The organism is Pseudomonas asplenii (genome assembly GCF_900105475.1).
Classification (GTDB): Bacteria; Pseudomonadota; Gammaproteobacteria; order Pseudomonadales; family Pseudomonadaceae; genus Aquipseudomonas; species Aquipseudomonas asplenii.
Window position 1 is genome coordinate 4,000,173 of the sequence record NZ_LT629777.1, and the last position, 18,578, is coordinate 4,018,750.

19 protein-coding genes and 1 pseudogene are annotated in these 18,578 nt (G+C 54.4%); 11 read left to right on the forward strand and 9 right to left on the reverse strand.

Going from position 1 to position 18,578, the window contains the following annotated elements; all coding sequences use genetic code 11:
- Positions 1 to 37: 37 nt before the first annotated feature.
- Entirely contained in the window at positions 38 to 913 is an 876-nt protein-coding gene (locus BLU37_RS18425) for a LysR family transcriptional regulator (protein WP_090207326.1), read from the reverse strand.
- Positions 913 to 1,845 (reverse strand): LysR family transcriptional regulator, encoded by a 933-nt coding sequence (locus BLU37_RS18430; RefSeq protein ID WP_090207329.1) that lies wholly within the window; start codon positions 1,843 to 1,845, stop codon positions 913 to 915. Before BLU37_RS18430 ends, BLU37_RS18425 begins: the two co-directional genes overlap by 1 nt.
- Positions 1,846 to 2,000: 155 nt before the next feature.
- On the opposite strand from BLU37_RS18430, the gene BLU37_RS18435 reads away from it, so the two are divergent.
- Genes BLU37_RS18435 through BLU37_RS18460 form a run of 6 tightly spaced genes read left to right on the forward strand, consistent with a single transcriptional unit; the run spans position 2,001 to position 6,669 of the window.
- On the forward strand, positions 2,001 to 2,825 hold the full coding sequence (locus BLU37_RS18435; protein WP_090207332.1) for an ABC transporter substrate-binding protein: 825 nt from the start codon (positions 2,001 to 2,003) through the stop codon (positions 2,823 to 2,825).
- Between the two features lie 52 nt (positions 2,826 to 2,877).
- The gene (locus BLU37_RS18440) at positions 2,878 to 3,579 is read left to right on the forward strand and encodes an amino acid ABC transporter permease (RefSeq protein WP_090207334.1); all 702 of its coding nucleotides are present in this window, start codon (positions 2,878 to 2,880) and stop codon (positions 3,577 to 3,579) included.
- Positions 3,580 to 3,581: 2 nt separating this feature from the next.
- A complete protein-coding gene (locus tag BLU37_RS18445; RefSeq protein WP_090207336.1) occupies positions 3,582 to 4,319 on the forward strand; it encodes an amino acid ABC transporter permease in 738 nt (245 codons plus the stop codon).
- Entirely contained in the window at positions 4,294 to 5,022 is a 729-nt protein-coding gene (locus BLU37_RS18450) for an amino acid ABC transporter ATP-binding protein (RefSeq protein WP_090207339.1), read from the forward strand. Before BLU37_RS18445 ends, BLU37_RS18450 begins: the two co-directional genes overlap by 26 nt.
- A 10-nt stretch (positions 5,023 to 5,032) precedes the next feature.
- Positions 5,033 to 6,307, forward strand: a complete 1,275-nt coding sequence (locus BLU37_RS18455) for an NAD(P)/FAD-dependent oxidoreductase (protein WP_090207341.1) — start codon at positions 5,033 to 5,035, stop codon at positions 6,305 to 6,307.
- An 11-nt stretch (positions 6,308 to 6,318) separates the two neighbouring features.
- Complete coding sequence (locus BLU37_RS18460; RefSeq protein WP_090207344.1) at positions 6,319 to 6,669, forward strand: RidA family protein; 351 nt, start codon at positions 6,319 to 6,321, stop codon at positions 6,667 to 6,669.
- Positions 6,670 to 6,734: 65 nt separating this feature from the next.
- Here the strand turns inward: BLU37_RS18460 and BLU37_RS18465 are convergent, their stop codons facing one another.
- From BLU37_RS18465 to BLU37_RS18485, 5 genes are all read right to left on the reverse strand, one after another.
- Positions 6,735 to 7,511, reverse strand: a complete 777-nt coding sequence (locus tag BLU37_RS18465; protein ID WP_090207347.1) for a LamB/YcsF family protein — start codon at positions 7,509 to 7,511, stop codon at positions 6,735 to 6,737.
- On the reverse strand, positions 7,508 to 7,942 hold the full coding sequence (locus BLU37_RS18470) for an acetyl-CoA carboxylase biotin carboxyl carrier protein (RefSeq protein WP_090207350.1): 435 nt from the start codon (positions 7,940 to 7,942) through the stop codon (positions 7,508 to 7,510). Before BLU37_RS18470 ends, BLU37_RS18465 begins: the two co-directional genes overlap by 4 nt.
- Positions 7,939 to 8,883, reverse strand: a complete 945-nt coding sequence (locus tag BLU37_RS18475; RefSeq protein WP_090207352.1) for a 5-oxoprolinase subunit C family protein — start codon at positions 8,881 to 8,883, stop codon at positions 7,939 to 7,941. Before BLU37_RS18475 ends, BLU37_RS18470 begins: the two co-directional genes overlap by 4 nt.
- A complete protein-coding gene (pxpB, locus tag BLU37_RS18480) occupies positions 8,880 to 9,593 on the reverse strand; it encodes a 5-oxoprolinase subunit PxpB (protein WP_090207355.1) in 714 nt (237 codons plus the stop codon). Before pxpB ends, BLU37_RS18475 begins: the two co-directional genes overlap by 4 nt.
- Positions 9,594 to 9,694: 101 nt before the next feature.
- Entirely contained in the window at positions 9,695 to 11,032 is a 1,338-nt protein-coding gene (locus BLU37_RS18485) for an MFS transporter (RefSeq protein ID WP_090207358.1), read from the reverse strand.
- 386 nt (positions 11,033 to 11,418) lie between these two features.
- Between BLU37_RS18485 and BLU37_RS18490 the strand changes: the two genes are divergently transcribed.
- From BLU37_RS18490 to BLU37_RS18505, 4 genes are all read left to right on the forward strand, one after another.
- On the forward strand, positions 11,419 to 12,339 hold the full coding sequence (locus BLU37_RS18490) for a LysR family transcriptional regulator (RefSeq protein WP_090207360.1): 921 nt from the start codon (positions 11,419 to 11,421) through the stop codon (positions 12,337 to 12,339).
- Positions 12,340 to 12,531: 192 nt separating this feature from the next.
- The gene (locus tag BLU37_RS18495; protein ID WP_090207363.1) at positions 12,532 to 13,197 is read left to right on the forward strand and encodes an RraA family protein; all 666 of its coding nucleotides are present in this window, start codon (positions 12,532 to 12,534) and stop codon (positions 13,195 to 13,197) included.
- 12 nt (positions 13,198 to 13,209) lie between these two features.
- Positions 13,210 to 14,418, forward strand: a complete 1,209-nt coding sequence (locus BLU37_RS18500) for an aminotransferase class I/II-fold pyridoxal phosphate-dependent enzyme (RefSeq protein WP_090207366.1) — start codon at positions 13,210 to 13,212, stop codon at positions 14,416 to 14,418.
- A 72-nt stretch (positions 14,419 to 14,490) separates the two neighbouring features.
- The gene (locus BLU37_RS18505; RefSeq protein WP_090207370.1) at positions 14,491 to 15,747 is read left to right on the forward strand and encodes a cation:dicarboxylate symporter family transporter; all 1,257 of its coding nucleotides are present in this window, start codon (positions 14,491 to 14,493) and stop codon (positions 15,745 to 15,747) included.
- Here BLU37_RS18505 and BLU37_RS18510 read toward each other — a convergent pair.
- Both BLU37_RS18510 and BLU37_RS18515 read right to left on the reverse strand, forming a co-directional pair.
- A protein-coding gene (locus BLU37_RS18510) for an IS3 family transposase (RefSeq protein WP_090207373.1) occupies positions 15,748 to 17,300 on the reverse strand; the annotation gives its coding sequence in 2 pieces (ribosomal slippage) (positions 15,748 to 16,838 and positions 16,838 to 17,300; 1,554 coding nt in all).
- A 198-nt stretch (positions 17,301 to 17,498) separates the two neighbouring features.
- Complete coding sequence (locus tag BLU37_RS18515; RefSeq protein ID WP_090207376.1) at positions 17,499 to 18,149, reverse strand: alpha-hydroxy acid oxidase; 651 nt, start codon at positions 18,147 to 18,149, stop codon at positions 17,499 to 17,501.
- Positions 18,150 to 18,203: 54 nt separating this feature from the next.
- On the opposite strand from BLU37_RS18515, the pseudogene BLU37_RS18520 reads away from it, so the two are divergent.
- A pseudogene (locus tag BLU37_RS18520) lies at positions 18,204 to 18,573 on the forward strand (DDE-type integrase/transposase/recombinase); the annotation flags it as partial.
- Positions 18,574 to 18,578: the final 5 nt, after the last annotated feature.

The window sequence follows — 18,578 nt, forward strand, 5'->3', positions numbered from 1 at the left end:
ACTTTACTAACGTTACAACGCTGGCCGCTATTGGACCTCAACAGCATTTCTTCGCCAAATCAGCGATCGCGTAGCCTAGCGCCGCGTGATTCTGCCGCATGAATGCTGCGTAGTATTTGACAGATGGTGCTGGAGGATCTGTTACGAGTACCTCCAGTTTTCCTGAATCGATTTCTGACTGGAAAAGCTCCTTGGGCATGCAGCTCGTCCCTAAGCCGGCACAGACAAGTCCCTTCAGCGCAAATAGGCTGTTGCTACCATAAACTCGATCGAAATCCACACCGGCTTCGGCAAATATGGCCTCGCAGCGAATGGTCAACGCCGAGAGAGGCCCTTGCAGAATAATAGGCACCTTCGCCAGTTCTGGGATGGTGACTACCCGTCCCGAAATCGGACTTCCGGGAGTGGTCAGCCAGGCGAAATCCACATTCTGTAGGTAGAGTGAGGCCATTGCCGGGGTCAAGTACTCCTCCGTGAGCACGACAATATCAAGCTGGCCACTGAGAAGCTTTTCCTGAAGTGTGGCAGACATGTCGACCTCCGGATGTACCGCCACATCGGGGTAAACCGCCTTGACCCGCTCGACGAACGAAGTGAACCACGTCAGCGTGGCCAGCTCTGTGATGCCCATCCGGACTGTGCGAGCCACGCGGGAGGCGGATTTGCGCAGCTCGTCCAGTTTCCAGAAGGCTTGCAGCAGGTCTTCTGAGGTAGCAAGCACTTCTCTACCTTTAGCCGTGAGATTGTTCTTCTGCCCGTTCTCTTCAAAAAGTGGAGAAGAAGACTGGCGTTCAAGTTCTTGTAGACGTTTCGTCGCGGCGGATTGCGTGATGAAGAGTTTGCTGGCGGCCCGGTTCAGCGTGCCCAGTTTGGTGGTCCAGTAGAAGGTTTCGATTTGCTTTAAGTTAGCCATTACTGATTCCCTTTTTGAGCAGGGCCAGCAGTCGCCCCCATGAAAGCCTCTGTGAATTGACACGTGACTTTGGCTATCTGGACGACAGCTCGATAGAAAGGGCTATAGGTGTCTGCCCGAACCAAAGCTACGTAATTGACAGTGGGTAACGACGGGACCGTCTGGATTTCGCATAGTCTTCCGGCGTCAACGAAGCCCGAAGCAATGCAGTGGGGGAGGTAGCTTATGCCCAGACCAGAGATCGTGAGACCGACCAAGGCAACCAGGCTATTGCTGGGGATCAAACTCACCGGTTTCAGGTTCTGGGTAGAAAGCCACTCCTCCATCAATACACCTGAGCCGGACAGGTTGCCTTGGGCCAATAGGGTGAAACGGCTGAGCTCCGTCAACTCTACCTTGCCTTCAGGCGGCGCCAGTGAGGGTGCCGCATACCAGCCATTTAGGACCTCTCCGAGAGGCGACTTGATCACTCCGTTGTGGCTGAATGCGTCAGGTACGACGATGAGATCCAACTGACCATTGATCAGGCTGTCCTTGAGCCGGACGCTAAGCTCAACTTCAGGCTCAACCCTCACCCTCGGGTACTTTTCCGCCATGGTCGCGACGAATCGAGGCAGCCAGGTGAGCGCGCTCAGTTCGGTGATGCCAATGCGTAAATGTCGGCTCAATACCTCGTTGCTCATCAAGCTGCTTTCGAGCACGTCATATTGCAGGAGCACTTTGCGTGCTTGATCTATGACCTCACCTGCCTCGAATGTGATTCTTGCCGCTCGGCCCGACCTGTCAAAAAGCGCGAAGCCAAACCACTCCTCCAGATCTTGAATCTGTCGCGACACCGCAGATTGTGCGATGCCTAATCGCTGGGCGGCGGCTTCGAAGGTACCCAGGTCTACGATCGCTACCAAAGCGCGGAGCTGTTTGAGCGTGGCCATAAAATTACTCATGCGTTTTAGGAATGTTTTTAGTTCATAAAATATCCCTTTGTCTACTTTATTTTAAGCGGTACAAATGAGTCACCGAGCACCCCCGACAAGAAAGCTCGAGCGAAAGAATTTTCAATCTGCTCACATAAATACGAGGGTTCACCATGAAGTTTTCCTCCCTAGGCCCAATTGCGGCACTCGCGCTGCTCGCCGCTTCTTTCAGTGTCGCCGCTCACGCCGATCAGCTTGCTGAAATCAAATCTCGCGGGGCCCTCGTATGTGGGGTTTTAAGTACGCTCGATCCGTTTGGCTATATGGATCCGAACACTCGTGAAGTGGTCGGCTACGATGTCGATTTCTGCAAGGGTGTCGCGAAGCAGTTGGGCGTGAAGCCGGAACTGCGTCAGTTGTCTCTCGATGCTCGTATCCCGGAGCTTAGCCAGGGACGTGTCGATGTACTGGCCGCAGTACTGGGGTACACACCTGCGCGTGCCACCCAGATTGCCTTTTCCGATGCTTATTTTCTTTCTCTGCAGAAACTTGCAGTGCAGCAAGACAGTGGCTTGAACGCGTTGGCAGACCTGAACGATAAGCGGATCAGCTCAATCAAGGGATCCAGTACCCAGAATTTTGTGAAGGCAACCATTCCAGGGGCCAAGATTGTCAGTTACGACGATGCACCTTCAGCCTTTATGGCGCTGACGCAGCGCAAGGTGGATGGGTTTGGATTGACCGAGGCAATGCTTCGTCGATTCATCATCAAGTTGGGACCAGAGGCTACACTGAAAGTTATCGACGCTCCTTTGGGGCAGGAGCAATGGGGGCTCGGAATCAAGAAGGATGAGCCTCAGTTGCTAGCAGCCGTCAATACAGCGCTCAATAAAATGGAAGAGTCGGGCGAGGCCCAGGCGATTTTTGACAAGTGGTTGGGCAAGGACAGCGTCTACCATATGGAGCGCACTTTCAAAGTCGAGCCGATCAAGCCCTGATCTCCTTTAGGTCGCGTAGCCGGGGCGAAAGCCCCGTGCTTGGAGAAGCCCCGTGCCTGATTTTTTCAAGTCTGTCTTATTATTATTCAATGCGCCTTATGGAGAAATTTTACTTCAGGGGATTCTACTCACAACTTGGCTGACATTGTTCAGCTTCGTCCTGGCGGTGATACTCGGAACCTGTCTTGCGATGTTGCGAGTGTCCGGAAACGCATTTTGCGAACGTCTGGTCGCAGCTTACGTTTCCTATCAGCAAAACGTGCCAATGTTGGTTCATATACTGCTTTGGTATTTTGGCGTGTCGAATGTGCTTCCCATGTTCATGCAGGACTCTCTTAACTATTTTGGTTCAGAGTTCATCTATCCTGCTATCGCCATTGGGTTGTGCATGGCTGCCTATTATTCCGAAGATATTCGAAGTGGCTTGCGAGCCATCCCTCATGGCCAGCATGAGGCATCGCGGTCTCTTGGATTGAGTTATTTAAAATCCATGCGCTACGTGGTGATTCCGCAGGCGTTAAGAATATGTGCTCCTCCTTTTATCAATCACACTGTGCTGCTTTTTAAGAACACCAGTTTGGCGATGGCGGTAGGGGCTGCGGAAATGACGTATGCAGTGCGTGATATCGAAAATCAGACCTTTCTCACCTTTCAAGCGTATTCCATCGCAACCTTGTTTTATTTGGTGGTGTCGCTGGCCCTGATGGCGTTGGGAAGCTATGTCGCTCATCGCACCCGCATTCCGACGAGGTAGGTATGTTCGAAATTATTGCGAATAACTGGCAACAGCTATTGGTCGGGCAATATCCTCAAGGGCCATTGGGCGGCCTGGCACTGACGATGATACTGTCAGTCCTCGGGCTCGTCATCGCGTTCCCACTGAGTGTGGTGTTGGCGTTCTGTCGGATATCACCCTACAAGATGCTCAATATCCCTGCGACGGTCCTGGTTTATGTCGTCCGCGGGTTACCGTTGGTTATGCTTGTGTTCTGGAGCTATTTTCTTGTTCCTGTGTTGGTAGGCCAAAGTGTAAGTGGATTCACTGCATTAATTTGTACATTAGTGATTTACGAGGCCGCCTACCTTTCTGAAGTGGTCAGGGCGGGGATTCAATCCATTCCGGAGGGGCAGGTCGAGGCCGCACGTTCGCTGGGTATGAGTTACAGGAAGACAATGTTCAAAGTTGTTCTTCCTCAAGCATTGTATAACATGGTTCCCAGTTTAATCAGTCAGTTCGTTTCTCTCATCAAAGAGACTTCGATTGGGTATGTTATCAGCGTTCAGGAAATCACATTCTCGGCCAATCAAATCAATACTCAGTTGCTCACGAAGCCATTTGAGGTTTTTGCAATCCTAGCGCTTACCTATTACATCCTGTGCTTCTGTTTGACACAGCTTGCAAAATGGGCTGAACGCCGGACGACGCAAAAACGTTTAGGTTTAAGATCTCCGAAGGGGGGTGAATTAAATGATCAAATTCTCGAAAGTCAATAAGTGGTATGGCGAATATCAGGCCCTTGTCGAGGTGACCGCCGCAGTTGCGCAGGGTGAGGTTGTCGTTGTATGTGGTCCCTCGGGTTCGGGTAAGTCGACACTGATCAGAACGGTTAATCGATTAGAAGAGATCCAAAAAGGCAGCATTCATTTAAATGGACAAGATATACATGCCGAAGGCTTGGACCTTAATGCCTTTCGGACCCAAGTCGGCTTTGTGTTCCAGCAATTCAACCTGTTTCCGCACTTATCGGTCGTGGAGAATATTTGCCTGGCTCCATTAACGGTGCGTCATCAAAGCAAAGCAGAGACTAAGTCGAAAGCCATGTCGCTTTTGGAGCGTGTGGGCTTGGCTCATAAGGCTGAGGCTTACCCACAACAACTTTCTGGCGGACAACAACAACGTGTCGCCATTGCCAGGGCGCTGGCAATGGATCCCCCTGTGATGTTGTTCGATGAGCCTACCAGTGCGCTCGATCCGGAAATGGTAGGGGAGGTATTGGCCGTGATGAAGGAGTTGGCCAGGGATGGGATGACCATGGTGTGCGTAACCCACGAGATGAATTTCGCCCGTGAGGTTGCAGATCGAATCTGGTTCATGGACAAGGGAGCGATTTTGGAGGAGGCGAAGCCTGCTGTGTTCTTCTCAGCGCCTGAACACCCGCGTGCGCAGGCTTTCATTTCGGACTTGCGTAACCACTGAGAGTCATCCAATGAGCGTCACAAGTGATTCAGATGGGCGAGATGTCGTGGTTGTAGGCGCGGGTATTGTTGGGTTGTCCATCGCCCTTAGACTTCAACTTGAAGGATGTCGAGTTACAATAATTGACCATAACGAACCCATGACCGGCTGTTCTGCGGGGAATGCCGGTTACTTTTCTGAAGCGAATATATTTCCGCCGGCAACGCCGGATCTCCTTCTTCAATTGCCTCGGCTGCTGTTCTCGAAAGAAGGGCCTCTGGTGATCAAGCCGGCTTATCTGGGGCGCATGATCCCTTGGTCAATGCGCGCGGTGAGCGTGTTGAAACCCGCGCCCTATGCGAAGGTGATGAACGCGCTTTCGAGCTTGATCATCCGTTCTCAGGACAGTATCAACGAGCTCGCCAGTGCTACGGGTGCTGCTCATCTCATTACCCGTAACGGCGGACTGCATGTATACCGCTCTGAGGACGCACTCAAGGCAAAGCTCAAGGCGCTGCCCAATTGGGAAAACCAGGGTGTTACGGTCGAAGTTCTGGATGGTCCGCAGGTGCGCGCCTTGGAGCCTGCTCTTGCGAGCAATGTCATCGGCGGCCTTTATTTTCCTCGATCGGGTCGGTGCAGCGATCCCAAGGAGCTTGGACTTCACTATTTCAGGTATTTGATCGAGAAGGGCGCGAAGTTCCTGCGGTCCACCTATCTCGGCGTGGAAAGGGACATGAATGGCATGCTTGAGGTTGTGCTGTCGGGACGGCGACTGACGGCCGCCAAGGTCATTATTTCTACCGGACATGCCGCTGACAAACTGCTACAGGGATTTGGTTACAAGTCCGCTCTGGTTGCTGAGCGCGGATATCATCTGATGTTGGCTGATCCAGGCGTGAGCCTGAGCCGCCCAATTGTATTTGGAGAGGCGTATTTTGCCGCTACGCCGATGGACAGAGGGCTTCGCTTCGCGGGTACAGCTGAATTCTGCCGTCCGGATGCACCGCCGGACATGCAGCGATCATACATGCTTCAACAGTTGGCGAAGCAATACCTCCCCAGTCTTACCTGTGCCGCGGGACAACCGTGGATGGGCGTACGGCCCTCGCTGCCGGATGGCCTGCCAGCGATAGGCCAAGTGGCTGGGCAGCCGGGTCTTTTCTACGCCTTTGGTCACGCACACAACGGGCTGACGACATCCGCCGTCACTGCGCAATGCGTAGCGTCTCTTGTGCTGGGCCACCAGCCGCCTGTTGATCTCAGGCCTTTCGACTATAACCGCTTCGGCCATTCAGCTTTTTAGGATATTTATAAATGCCCATCATCGAACGTTTCGAGCAGAACTCTATTAATGCGCGGGTCGTGCGCGCCAACGGCTTTGTTTTTGTTGGCGGTCAGACTCCAGACGATCTCACCCAGGATATCGCGGGCCAAACGGTCCAAGTACTTAAAAAAATCGACCATTATCTTAAGTCAGTAGGCCTGGATAACACCCGGATCGTATCGGCTCAGGTATGGGTCAAGGATATCGCTCGCGACTTTGACGCAATGAACGCGGTTTGGGCGGCATGGGTACCACAGGGACACGTACCTGCACGGGCAACGGTTGAAGCGAACTTGCGGTATGAGGATATGCTGGTTGAGATAGCGGTCACCGCGGTTTGATCCTTATTGTTTTTCGCCGCAAAGCGCTTTGAAGGGCAAAGCGCTCCTTGACTGTGCTAGTTGTGCTACAGGCCTTTTCGTTCGGTGAGCGATTGGAGTGTCCAACCATTCGCCTGCAGGCAATGCTTGACCGCAGCGGCCATCTCTAAGGCCTCTGATGAGTCGCCGTGCACACAAATGCTATCGATTTTTACCGGCAGACGGGTCCCGGTTACCGTGGTGATATGATTCGTCTCGATCATGTCCAGTACCCGCCGCGCCGCGATCTCCGGATCATGTATTACTGCGCCAGGCAGCTTGCGAGACAGAAGGTACCCACTTTCGTCATAAGCACGATCCGCAAAGATTTCCCGCGCCACCCTCAGGCCTGCTCGTTCGGCCACACGCTCCGTGAGGCTATAGGGCGGGATGACGAAGATCATGTCAGGATCCACTGCTTTTACGGCGTTGACGATCGCTTGGGAAAGTCCTTCGTCCACCGCCGCCATGTTTCCAAGCGCTCCATGCGCTTTGAAGTGTGTCACCCGGCCGCCATGAAGCTTGGTGACAGCCTGCAGAGCACCTATTTGATAGGCGACGATCTGCTCGATGTCTGCGGGCGATTGCCCAGGTATCTGGCGGCGACCAAAGCCCCATAAATCCATAAAGCCTGGATGCGCGCCGATGCCGACGTTTTCCTTTAAGGCCTTGGTGACGGTGTCTCTCATTACGAGAGGGTCACCTGCGTGAAAACCGCATGCCACATTGGCGGATGTCACGATTTCCAAAAGCGCGGCATCGTTTCCCATGGTGTACGGGCCATAGCTTTCCCCCATGTCGGAATTCAAATCGATGAACTTCATTCAATCGCTCCTTGGCAACGCAGTTTGAATAAGGCTGCGCCGTAATCAACGGTCGTGCCTGGTTTCACCAGTACCTCTTGAATCACCCCATCGGAATGGCTGATGACGGGAAAAAGCAGGAATCCAATTTGGATGAAACCTACCGTTTCCCCGGCCGTAATAGTGCGTTCTTGACCGTATACGTCATAGCGCCTCGCCGGATGAAAAGGTAGAAAGCTCCCGATTCCTGGACTCTCAATCACAGGGGAGGGCGCCGCTGCCGGGAGCAGCAGTCGCGCTGATTGTGTGGTTGCGGTTACCGGCAACGTCTGCCGAGGGGAAATTGCCTTTTTGACGAGCCGAACGCTGAGCGTCGCGCTATCCAGTTCGAGTTCCTCAAAGTGGCTGGCGGCAAACGCACGGCAAAGTTCGCTGATTTCCGTAAAACTCATGGACACATGACCCCTCGAAGCGTTGAAAGCCTGTCGAAGTAGTCTTGTTCATCTGCTTCCGCTTCGGCAGCCTCTTCAATCGAGCAATGTCGAAATTGTATGATCTTGCCCGGCGCGAATTGCGCGATAAGCCTCAGGTCGCTTGAAATCACCGAACCTAACCGTGGATATCCGCCAGTAGTCTGTGCATCAGCAAGCAGTACGATGGGTTGTCCACTCGGTGGTAACTGGATCAAACCCGGCAGGACACCATAGGAAAGCAGCTCAATATGACTGGCAAACTGAATCATCGGTCCTTCCAGTCGGAAACCTATCCTGCTGCTTTGCCTGGATATGGTCCAGTCTGCCTCGCAGAAGGAACGCACATGCGCCTGGGACAATTGGTCCATTTCAAATCCCGGTACAAACCTGATGACGTTACTGTCAGGTATACCTGGTGGTGAGGCGCCAAAACTGTAGTGTGTCTCAGATGATCGGTCGCTTCGTATGGCGAGCCGGTCACCGGCTCTAAGTGTCCGGCCGTGATGCCCGCCGAATCCGCCTTTCAGATCAGTGCTGGCGGATTCCAATACTGTCTCAACATCGAGCCGGCCAGCGAAAGTGAGGTATCCGATACCACCGTCGGGACCAGATTCAATTCGCAGTATTTGTCCCGTATGACCAGTGGTTCTCCACCAGGGGGGAAGTTCTTTGCCATCCAGCAGGGCCTTGCCAGTTGTGCCCGTCACGGCAAATGCCTGAGTCGTCAGAAAACGTATCTCGATAGGGAATATCAGTACCTCAATGGCTGGTCTGTTGGCCTCATTTCCCAACAGTGCGTTTCCCACCTGCAAGGCGAGGGCGTCAAGCGCACCTGAAGAACCCACCCCCAGTTTCCGATGACCAAATCGTCCTAGATCTTGCACGCTACACCCAGGCATGCACTTCAAAATTTCGATCATGCTGTGACACCCAGGATTTCAAACCTCACCGTATCGCCCGGAGCAAGCAGCGCCGGAGGCGTGATACGGTGATCGAAGAACACCGTATCGGTCGTGCCTATCAAATTCCAACCGCTAGGCAAGGTGGCCGCAGTGACCCCGGCCTGGCTGCCACCTATGGCCACAGTGCCCTTGCTGACACTGGCTCTTGGCTCCGCGCGACGGGGTATATGCAGTTGCGGATCTAACCCGCCCAGATAAGCAAAACCTGGATGAGCCCCCAGGCAAAAGACGGTGTACTCGGCCATTGCGTGGCGCTTAACGAATGCGTCGATCGGCAGGCCCGCATAATGTGCTGCTTGAGCGAGATCAGCTCCGCCGTCACCGCCATAATGGACACCGATAGTAACGGTAGAGGTGATTCGTGCCTGGCTTTGCTCTGCACATTGGTCCCAAAGCTCTGATAGCAGTGGAAAGGCGTTTTCCCTTGCGCCTACGGAGTCAAGGATCAGCAGCAGGTTGTTCATACCTGGCACTGTTTCGACCAAGCCTGGGAGGCAGCGGCAGGCTGTGTCTAAAGACCAGTAGATCCTCTGCATCCCGATAGAAGCCTGACCTTGTTGGGACTCGATCAGAATCCCTCGCGTGCCCATGCGGTGATATTTTGGAGCGTTCATCGTGCCTCGCGTTGAGCGCCAGATCTGAGCTGAGCAATCACCTGATCGCCTCATCGGCGATGCGGTCTGGCGACTTGCTTTAGAGAGACGCGGTAGTTGATTTCATGACCGAGATGCAACCCACGGCGCTAGCCGAGGCTTGCCAAGCGGCTTGCTCATGAACTGATATGTTCCAGCGGTTGTTTGCGGGTTTCTTTCCCGACAAACGCGATGATTAAAGCGAAAGCCAAAAGCACCGCGCCCACTATTCCAATCACCAGCCTAATGCCTCCCGCCGCGAATATCGCGGGGATCGCAAAGGGGATCATTGTCGCCACTAGCCTTGCGACGGCACTGCACGTGCCGGTTCCTCGCATCCGAAGCCGGGTTGGGAAAAGTTCGGACAAGTAGATGGCTTGCCCTACGACAACGACGGTATAAATCGACGATATGAGAAGGAAACCTACGCCGATCAGAGTGGCTTCATCCGTCAAAGATACGTAGACGGCAGCTAAAACAGCCGCGCAAATGGCCGCGCAGACGAGGATGGGTTTTCTACCCACCCGGTCCACCAAAAGTAGAGCGATTAAGCCTCCTACGGGCCCGCCAAAACTCATGATTGTGTTCCACTGCAGCGACTTCACGATGCCAAGCCCCTGCTGAACAAAGAACGAAGGCAACCAACTGACGAGACCGTACAGGCAAATTTGGATAGTGATCATGATGGATATGCCCACCACCATCTTGGAGCGTTGACCTCTTTGGAAGAGATCCCCGATGGCTGCAGTCTCGATGGCCGCAGCCGGCCCGGTGGGATGTGAAGGAGCGAGAGGGGCAACGTTCATCGATTTTTCCACCGAGGAGACAATTGCATCCGCTTCGTCAAATCTGCCTTTGGATGCGAGCCAGCGTGGAGATTCCGGCATGGACTTTCGCAGTCCCCAGATGATCAGCGCTGCGACGCCCGCTATGCCGAACATCCACCGCCAACCCAGGTTTGGTATGACCCACAGCGCACAGGCACCAGCGACGAACAAGGCGGACTGGGCAATAAAAGACAAGAATGCAACGAGTCGGCCGCGCTTCGCAGGCGGAACGAACTCGCTCAATGTGGCAAACCCCAGAACCAGTTCGCCCCCCAAGCCTATACCCATCAGAAAACGCAAGCCGATCAAGACGTACATGTTTGGAGAGAACGCGGCGGCTAAGGATGCAAGGCCGAAAATCGCCAAATTGATCTGGTAGCAATAGCGCCGGCCAATCCGATCACCAAGGATGCCGGAGGTCCAAGCACCAATAATAAATCCCATGAAGGTCGCTGAGATAAACCAAGCATTCAGCTGCGTGGTGCTCCACTGTTCAGCTAGAAGTGCTCCCAGCACGCTGCCCGCCAAGGCGAGTTCAAAGGAGTCGAGAAACAAGCCCGCGCCGATCATGAAAATCAGCCGGTAGTGAAAACGCCCGACCGGGAGTCGATCCAGTCTGCTGGCAATACTGAGCTCGGAATGCTTCATGCGCTTACTCGTCAATGAGTGGTTGGGCTTTGCTTAGCGATCGCCCGGTTGCGGCAGAGGATTCAGGTTTTGATGTGTTGAGTTGGTCGCAGCAGCGCGGGTCTCAACGAGCGGTGTTCGATGCTGGTGGTGCATCTTTGCCCTCCCAGTGTTTGTTGTTTTGTGGATAGTACGATGGGGTCGTGAGTCATTTAAGCGATATTTAGTGATCGCTCAAATTCACTTTTTTTCATGTTTTGGTGCGGCTGCGCTGTTGCCATTGGATTGTGGTGCTGTTCGTGGCGAGCAAGCGTTTTGCTCATTCAGAAGGGCTCGGCATTGCGGGATCGGAACTTTAGAGATAGTTTCGATGCTCGTATCTTTACTTTTATTCATGAGGTTTTTCAGTGATCACGTTCAAGCAGCTCGAGGCCATTTACTGGATTGTCGAGTTAGGTAGCTTCGAATCTGCGTCGACGAAGCTGAACATGTCTCAGTCGGCAATTTCCAAACGAATACAGGAGATGGAGGAGGCCTTTGATACTCCCATTTTTGACCGAACGAAACGCAGTGCGCGACTGACCGAAAAGGGGACGGAGCTTTTCGAGTACGCGGCCGAAATGCTCCGTCAACGCGACTATCTTTTGGAGCGAATCAGCTCCAAACAGGTTCTGGTCAGACGTTTCAGGCTTGGCGTAACGGAACTGACGGCGCTGACCTGGCTGCCGGCGCTGATCGAGAGTATTCGAGATGCGTATCCCATGGTCGCCCTGGAGCCATCTGTCGAACTTAGCTCGGAACTGTTCAAGAAGTTGGAGGCAGATCAACTCGACCTCATCATCATCCCGGACGTTTTCAGCGATGCGAGATTTGTCTCGACACCGCTCAAAACGGTAGAAAATGCTTGGATGAGTGCTCCGCACCTCTTCGATCGTCCCTGCCCAGTCGATCTACAGGAGTTGGCTTCATTTACTGTGCTGACGCAGGGAGGGAGTTCAGGAACGGGGCTGATCTATGATCGATGGTTTGCACAGCATAATGTGCGCTTTAATCGCGCTATCACCAGTAACTATCTGGTCGCCCAGGTGGGGCTCACGCTGTCAGGGCTCGGTATCAGCTATCTCCCCAAGGAATGCTTGGCCCCGCTATTGGAGCAAGGCCTGCTCAGGGTGATCGAGACGCGGCCAGGGCTGCCACAAGTGCGTTACGCAGCGTTGCACCGTGCTGACCGATTACTGGGGCTAAGCGTGGAGGTGGCGCGACTGGCCGCGCAAACCTGTGATTTCGGGACAATGCTTCTGCAGGGGCGCCACTCAGCCGTGGGTTGATAGCCGCGCGTGCGCTGCCTGTCCTTCGACTCGCCATATAAGAAGGAACGAGGCTTTCTCTCTAAACTGATGCAACGTTTCATCACTCTAGGCGATCTTTTTTGATCGCTAAATATCGCTAAAAGTATCTGTTTGCCTTCCATAAGATTAATGGGCAGCCCCCAGGGCTCCCACCTTATCCGGAGGTTTCTCATGTCATTGCCAGGTACTCGTATTCTTCCTTCTCCTGCGCTCGCTTCTTCGGAAACGATCGAATCCTTTCGCAGCGTTGTAACGCCTCATATCAGTGACAACCTGGGTCGTCACATTGGTGCCCGCGGGCTCAATCGATACAACCGGACGGGCAAGCTGGTGGGAACCGCGCTGACAGTTAAAACCCGACCGGGCGACAACCTTTACATTTATAAGGCGCTCACGATGATCGAGCCTGGCCACGTGTTGGTTATCGACGCGCAAGGCGACGAGACCAACGCAGTCATCGGTGAACTGATCAAGCTCTACGCAGAACAACGGGGCTGCGTAGGCTTTATCGTAGACGGGGCGATCCGTGATGTAGCCGCTTTCGAAAACACGCCGCTATACGCCCGCAGCGTCGTGCATTGCGGTCCGTACAAGAGCGGTCCTGGTGAGATTAACGTGCCTGTTTCCATCGGCGGCATGATCGTAAACCCAGGTGACATCATTGTGGGAGACGAGGATGGCTTCGTTGCCTTTTCCCAGGCAGACGCACCTGAAGTGTTGCGCAAGGCGAAGCAGCACGAGGCCCATGAAGAAGAAGTGAAAGCCGAAATCGCCAGTGGTGAGGTTTATCAGGCATGGCTTGATAAAGTGCTGAAAAACAATGGCTTGGCTGGATAAGGGGACAGGTCGATGAGTCAGCAGTTTCTATCCGAACGCGTATTGGGCATCGCGCCGTCCCCCAGCGTCGAAGCTAACGCTTTAGTAGGCAAGCTCAGGGCTGAAGGCAAGGACATCGTCAACTTCACCATTGGCGAACCCGATCTGGATACCCCGGGGCACATCCTGAAAGCCGCACAATATGCGATGGAGCATGGGGAAACCCATTACACGAGCACCACAGGCACACTCGCTTTACGCGAAGCCATTATCTTGAAATTGCAGCGTGACAACGGTGTCTCGTATGGCCTGGACGAAGTCGTTGCGGGCTGTGGCGGCAAGCACATTATTTATCACGCCCTGGCGGCGACGCTGAATCGTTATGATGAGGTGATCGTTCACACGCCGTACTGGGTGTCCTACCCGGATATCGCCAAACTGAACGATGCCACTCCGGTCATTATTCCTGGCTGCGAGTCGAATGGATTCAAGCTCCAACCCGCGGAGCTTGACGCAGCAATTACTCCGAAAACGAAGTGGGTGATCCTCAATACTCCGAACAATCCCAGTGGCGCAGTCTACAGCGAGGCAGAGCTGGAAGGCCTAGCCAAGGTATTGAGAAAGCACCCGCACGTGCTGATCATGTCCGACGAAATCTACGAGCATTTCGTTTACGGCGAATCCGCCCATCTGTCACTCGTCAAGGTGGCGCCCGATCTAAAAGAGCGGACTCTGATACTCAATGGCGCCTCGAAAGGCTACGCGATGACGGGCTGGCGTCTGGGCTTTGGGGCCGGCCCTAAATTCCTGATCGCTGCGATCGGCAAACTGTTGTCCCAAACGACCACGTGTCCTAGCTCGATCAGCCAGGCCGCGGCAGTCGCAGCCTTTGCCGGTGATCAAGCGCCTATCCAGTCCATGCGCGAAATCTACACGGCACGCAGGGAGCGTATGGCTGAGCTGCTGCGTCCCGTTGGAGGCGTGACTTTCACTTTGCCCGACGGTGCTTTCTACATCTATGCCAATGTCGCTGGACTTATAGGTAAGAAAACCCCAGCGGGAGTAAGCATCCAATCGGACACCGAACTGGTCAAATTTCTGTTGGAAGAAGGGGGCGTGGCCACCGTGGCCGGAGCGGCATATGGGCTTTCGCCCTATGTTCGACTGAGCTTCGCGAGTTCGATGGACGTCATTGAAGAGGGCTGTAAACGGTTCCAAATGGCCTGCGAAAAATTGTCCTGAAGCTAACCCCTCCACGCGCGCCTCTCCAGGCGCGCATGAAAGATCATTTATTAAAATAAAAGGCGAATAGCCATGAATAAGCCACGCATACCCCTAGTTATTCAAATAATGTTGGGGCTGGCCGCTGGTATTGTAGTTGGCGCGATCCTTCATCAATTCCCAGAATTGCGCCCATGGATGATCAGTAATGTTCTTCAACCTGCCGGCGACATTTTTATTCGTTTGATGAAAATGATCGTCGTCCCGATCGTCTTTGCCTGCATGGTTGTTGGCATTGCGGGTAGCGGTGATGGCAAATCCTTAGGTCGCGTGGGTGCAAAAACCCTGGGCTATTTTTTTGCGGTCACCACCACCGCCATTATCGTGGGGTTGGTCATTGGCAATCTGCTGCAGCCAGGTACAGGCACAGACCTGGCCAGCCTGAAGGCTGCGGATATCAATATTGCGGCGACCAGTACAGCCAATCACGGTATCGCGCAGATAATCCTGAATATCATCCCTGATAACATCGTCGATGCCATGGCAAAGGGCAATTTGCTACCAGTGCTGTTCTTTGCCGTTATGTTCGGGCTTGGCGTATCGAAGCTGCCCAAGGAGCGCAAGCAGCCACTGATCGACAGCCTGCGCGGCGTTTCCGAGGCGATGTTCAAGATAACGTCGATGATCATGGCGTATTCACCCATAGGCGTTTTCGGCATGATCGCAGTGACCGTCGCGAACTTCGGGTTCGGATCACTCCTTCCGCTGGTCAAGCTGATTCTCGTCAGCTACGCAGCCATCATTTTCTTCGCTTTCGCCGTATTGGGTTCGATCGCCAAATTTGCAGGCATTGATTTCATCGGTCTGATCAAGCATCTCAAAGATGAACTGATCCTGGCGTTTTCCAGCGCCAGCTCGGCAGCGGTCATGCCGCAGCTCATGGCCAAGTTGGAAACCTTTGGCGCACCGCGGTCGTTGGTCAGTTTCGTTGTGCCGATTGGATATTCTTTCAATCTGGACGGGGCGTCGTTGTTCTTGGGTATCGGTACGTTGTTCGTTGCGCAGCTTTATGGCATTGACCTGAGCCTCTCCACCCAGGCCTTGCTGGTCGTTACGATGGTTTTGACCTCGAAAGGGGCAGCTGGCGTCCCTGGGTTCATGTTTGTCATTCTGTCCGCCACGTTGGCGAGCGCGGGATTACCGCTGGAGGGAATTGCATTTATTGCGGGTGTGTACCGCCTGATGGACATGCCTACTACTGCGTTGAACGTCCTGGGCAACGCACTGGCACCGCTGGTGATTGCCAAGTGGGACGGCGTTTTTCAAGGTAGTTGTCGCGTCACCGTCTAACTATGCTGCTCTTTTCTCGACTGGCTGCTCCCGATCAGGGTTCAACAGCACCGTACCCATCGGCTCCCAGTTTCGCGTCTGTCCAGACCAGCGTTCTGGGCTTCTCTCCCGGGCTTGCTCGTACAGCTCATGACGCCGAGCCAGGATCTGATGATCCTGACCACGGTGCCGTTCGGCCGGGGTCACAAAGCGGATTCGGCTGTGCCGGTGCTCGTGGTTATACCAACGCATAAAGTCCCTGACCCAGGCGCGTGCGGCGTCCAGGCTGGCAAAGCCATCTGCCGGCCATTGCGGGTAGTATTTCAACGTCCGAAACAGTGATTCCGAGTACGGGTTGTCATTGCTCACTCGCGGTCGGCCACGTGACGGCGTGATGCCCAGCTCATGCATTTTGCTCAACAGCGTCAGCGATTTCATCGGTGCTCCATTGTCCGAGTGCAGCACCAGTGGCTCGTGCAAACACTGCTCGCCGATCACGCTACGTTGCAGTAGCGCAGCCGCCTTCTCACCGCTTTCTTCTTCGTAAACCTCCCAGCCCACGGCCTTGCGGCTGTAAATATCCTCGATCAGGTACAGGTAGTAATACTTTCCGCGCACCGGAGACGGCAGGTAGGTGATGTCCCACGACCACACCTGGTTCGGCCCTTTGGCGGCATACGTCGTCGGTGCCACGTGCCGCCTGGGGCGCTGGCTACGACCACGATGCTGCTGTTGGCCTGCCGCACGCAGCACCCGGTAAAACGTCGACTCCGACGCCAGATAGAGCTGCTGATCAGCCAACCTCGGTACGATCTGGCTCGGCGGCAAATGGCCGTAGCCCGGGCTGTTACACACGTTTAGGATCGCTTGTCGTTCGACCTCGCTCAGCGCATTGCGCGGCCTGGATCGTACCGTGGTCGTTCGGGCGTCTGCCTGAACCGCATCAGTTTCAGTCCAGCGCTGCACGGTTCTGAGCGAGAGACCGACTTCCTGGCAGGCCTTGATTTTCCGGGCGCCGGCCATCCGGGCTTCACTCAACCAGGTCACCAGTAATTGCCGTTCCGGCAAGGCGGTCAGTTGTCCTCGTTGTCGATCCCCCAGTAGTCGTTGAGCTTTTTTCGCAGCACCAGCAACGCGGCGGTTTCAGCCAGCGCCTTGTCTTTGCGGCGCAGCTCGCGCTCCAGTTCCTGGATGCGTTTCTTGTCCTTGCGGGCTTGCTCGCGATCGTCTTTTTGCTGGGCTTTGTCTGCCTTCTGGCCGTTGATGCAGGCTTGCCGCCAAGCCTTGATTTGCTCGGGGTACAGGCCTTTGCGACGGCAGTATTCAGCCAGTTCAATTTCGGACAAGCCGGCGGTTTCAAGGACGACGGCAAACTGGGCTTCGGCTGTCCAGTTCTGGGCCGATGGGATGTTCTCGGACACTGCGTTTCCTTCAGAGCGGGCCTTTCTGCGCCAGTTGGCCAATGACATGTCGCTGACCCCTTCGCGCCGAGCAACCTCGGCCATCGACAGGCTCAGTGGGGGAAGCAGCATTTTGAGCAATGCGGCTTTGCGTTCCGGTGAATAGTACGGCACGAACAGTCTCTTTCCGCCCCCGATCTGCGTTTTCAGGAAAATTCGGAGAGGCGACAACTATCCTGACACCGGGGGGGGAAGAGAAAAAAGCTGAATCGCAACATTCAGGCGCTCGCTCCGCTGCATCCCAGCAGAACGAGTCGGCTTGAGGATGTGTTTGCAAACTGGCGGGGGAACGTAACGATGCGCACGGGAGAGCTATAGCGTTGCTGGATGAGTTAGCTCAACAAGCGCAGTCGCGTCGAGGTCTGATAGCTGCGGGACCCCTAGCAGTCCCAGGTCTCGCGTTAGCTCATCCTTGATCAGCTTGATTGCATGGGACACGCCGGCCTCTCCTGCCATGGTTGCAGCGTAATTAAACGGTCTACCGACAAATACGGCCTTGGCACCCAAGGCCATCGCTTTTATCGCGTCCGTGCCGCGTCGTATGCCGCTATCGAGCATCGTAACCATGTCAGGCGCTGCCTCGATAATCCTTGGGAGGATCACCAATGGGGCAACACTGCTGTCGAGCTGCCGCCCGCCATGATTCGATACGATGATTCCATCGACACCGAAGTTGGCAGCTTGGGTAGCGTCCTTTGGATTCAAGATGCCCTTGATGATCAGGGGGCCTTTCCAACGGGCGCGAATCTTCGCGATATGTGCCCAATTGAGATGTCCCCTATCGGAAAAATCCCTTAGGACGTATGCCGACATGATCGGAGCCCCGCGGGTAGCGTAGTTATTCTCGAAATGAGGCATCCCGTGCCGATAGAGTGTTTTAAAGAAAGTGCTGATTAACCAAGTGGGATGGCTAATGCCTTGCACTGCAAGGCGCAGGTGTAGTGGTCTACCAATCCCGGACACCTTTTTAGGCGAGAATGTTCGTCAGATCGAGGTGTCAGATGACCAAAAAATGCCGAACAGGGATCGCATGCTCACAAAAAAACGACGGTCGAGCGGCCCGACATCCCTAATATTTTGAACCGGGAGTTTGATGTGCCTGCTCCTGAGCAGGTCTGGTGTGGCGATATCACTTACATCTGGGCTCAAGGAAAATGGCAGTACCTCGCGGTTGTGCTGGATCTTTTTGCCCGTCGTGTTGTGGGCTGGGCATTGTCGGGAAAGCCGGATATCGACCGTGGGCTACATGACGGCTCAAGAAGCTCTGCGGGATATCAGCCATTTCTTGATGCACAGATACAACTGGGTTTGACCGCACCAGTTGAACGGCGGGCTGCCACCGGCTCAGTCCGAGAAAAAACTTAACATCGTGTCCGGGATTAGTTGACCACT

What these genes read in the sequence shown, in the direction of transcription:
- BLU37_RS18425 (WP_090207326.1), bottom strand. Translation starts at nt 913, where the DNA reads ATGGCTAACTTAAAGCAAATCGAAACCTTCTACTGGACCACCAAACTG.
- BLU37_RS18430 (WP_090207329.1), bottom strand. Translation starts at nt 1,845, where the DNA reads ATGGCCACGCTCAAACAGCTCCGCGCTTTGGTAGCGATCGTAGACCTG.
- BLU37_RS18435 (WP_090207332.1), top strand. Translation starts at nt 2,001, where the DNA reads ATGAAGTTTTCCTCCCTAGGCCCAATTGCGGCACTCGCGCTGCTCGCC.
- BLU37_RS18445 (WP_090207336.1), top strand. Translation starts at nt 3,582, where the DNA reads ATGTTCGAAATTATTGCGAATAACTGGCAACAGCTATTGGTCGGGCAA.
- BLU37_RS18450 (WP_090207339.1), top strand. Translation starts at nt 4,294, where the DNA reads ATGATCAAATTCTCGAAAGTCAATAAGTGGTATGGCGAATATCAGGCC.
- BLU37_RS18455 (WP_090207341.1), top strand. Translation starts at nt 5,033, where the DNA reads ATGAGCGTCACAAGTGATTCAGATGGGCGAGATGTCGTGGTTGTAGGC.
- BLU37_RS18460 (WP_090207344.1), top strand. Translation starts at nt 6,319, where the DNA reads ATGCCCATCATCGAACGTTTCGAGCAGAACTCTATTAATGCGCGGGTC.
- BLU37_RS18465 (WP_090207347.1), bottom strand. Translation starts at nt 7,511, where the DNA reads ATGAAGTTCATCGATTTGAATTCCGACATGGGGGAAAGCTATGGCCCG.
- BLU37_RS18470 (WP_090207350.1), bottom strand. Translation starts at nt 7,942, where the DNA reads ATGAGTTTTACGGAAATCAGCGAACTTTGCCGTGCGTTTGCCGCCAGC.
- BLU37_RS18475 (WP_090207352.1), bottom strand. Translation starts at nt 8,883, where the DNA reads ATGATCGAAATTTTGAAGTGCATGCCTGGGTGTAGCGTGCAAGATCTA.
- pxpB (WP_090207355.1), bottom strand. Translation starts at nt 9,593, where the DNA reads ATGAGGCGATCAGGTGATTGCTCAGCTCAGATCTGGCGCTCAACGCGA.
- BLU37_RS18485 (WP_090207358.1), bottom strand. Translation starts at nt 11,032, where the DNA reads ATGAAGCATTCCGAGCTCAGTATTGCCAGCAGACTGGATCGACTCCCG.
- BLU37_RS18495 (WP_090207363.1), top strand. Translation starts at nt 12,532, where the DNA reads ATGTCATTGCCAGGTACTCGTATTCTTCCTTCTCCTGCGCTCGCTTCT.
- BLU37_RS18500 (WP_090207366.1), top strand. Translation starts at nt 13,210, where the DNA reads ATGAGTCAGCAGTTTCTATCCGAACGCGTATTGGGCATCGCGCCGTCC.
- BLU37_RS18505 (WP_090207370.1), top strand. Translation starts at nt 14,491, where the DNA reads ATGAATAAGCCACGCATACCCCTAGTTATTCAAATAATGTTGGGGCTG.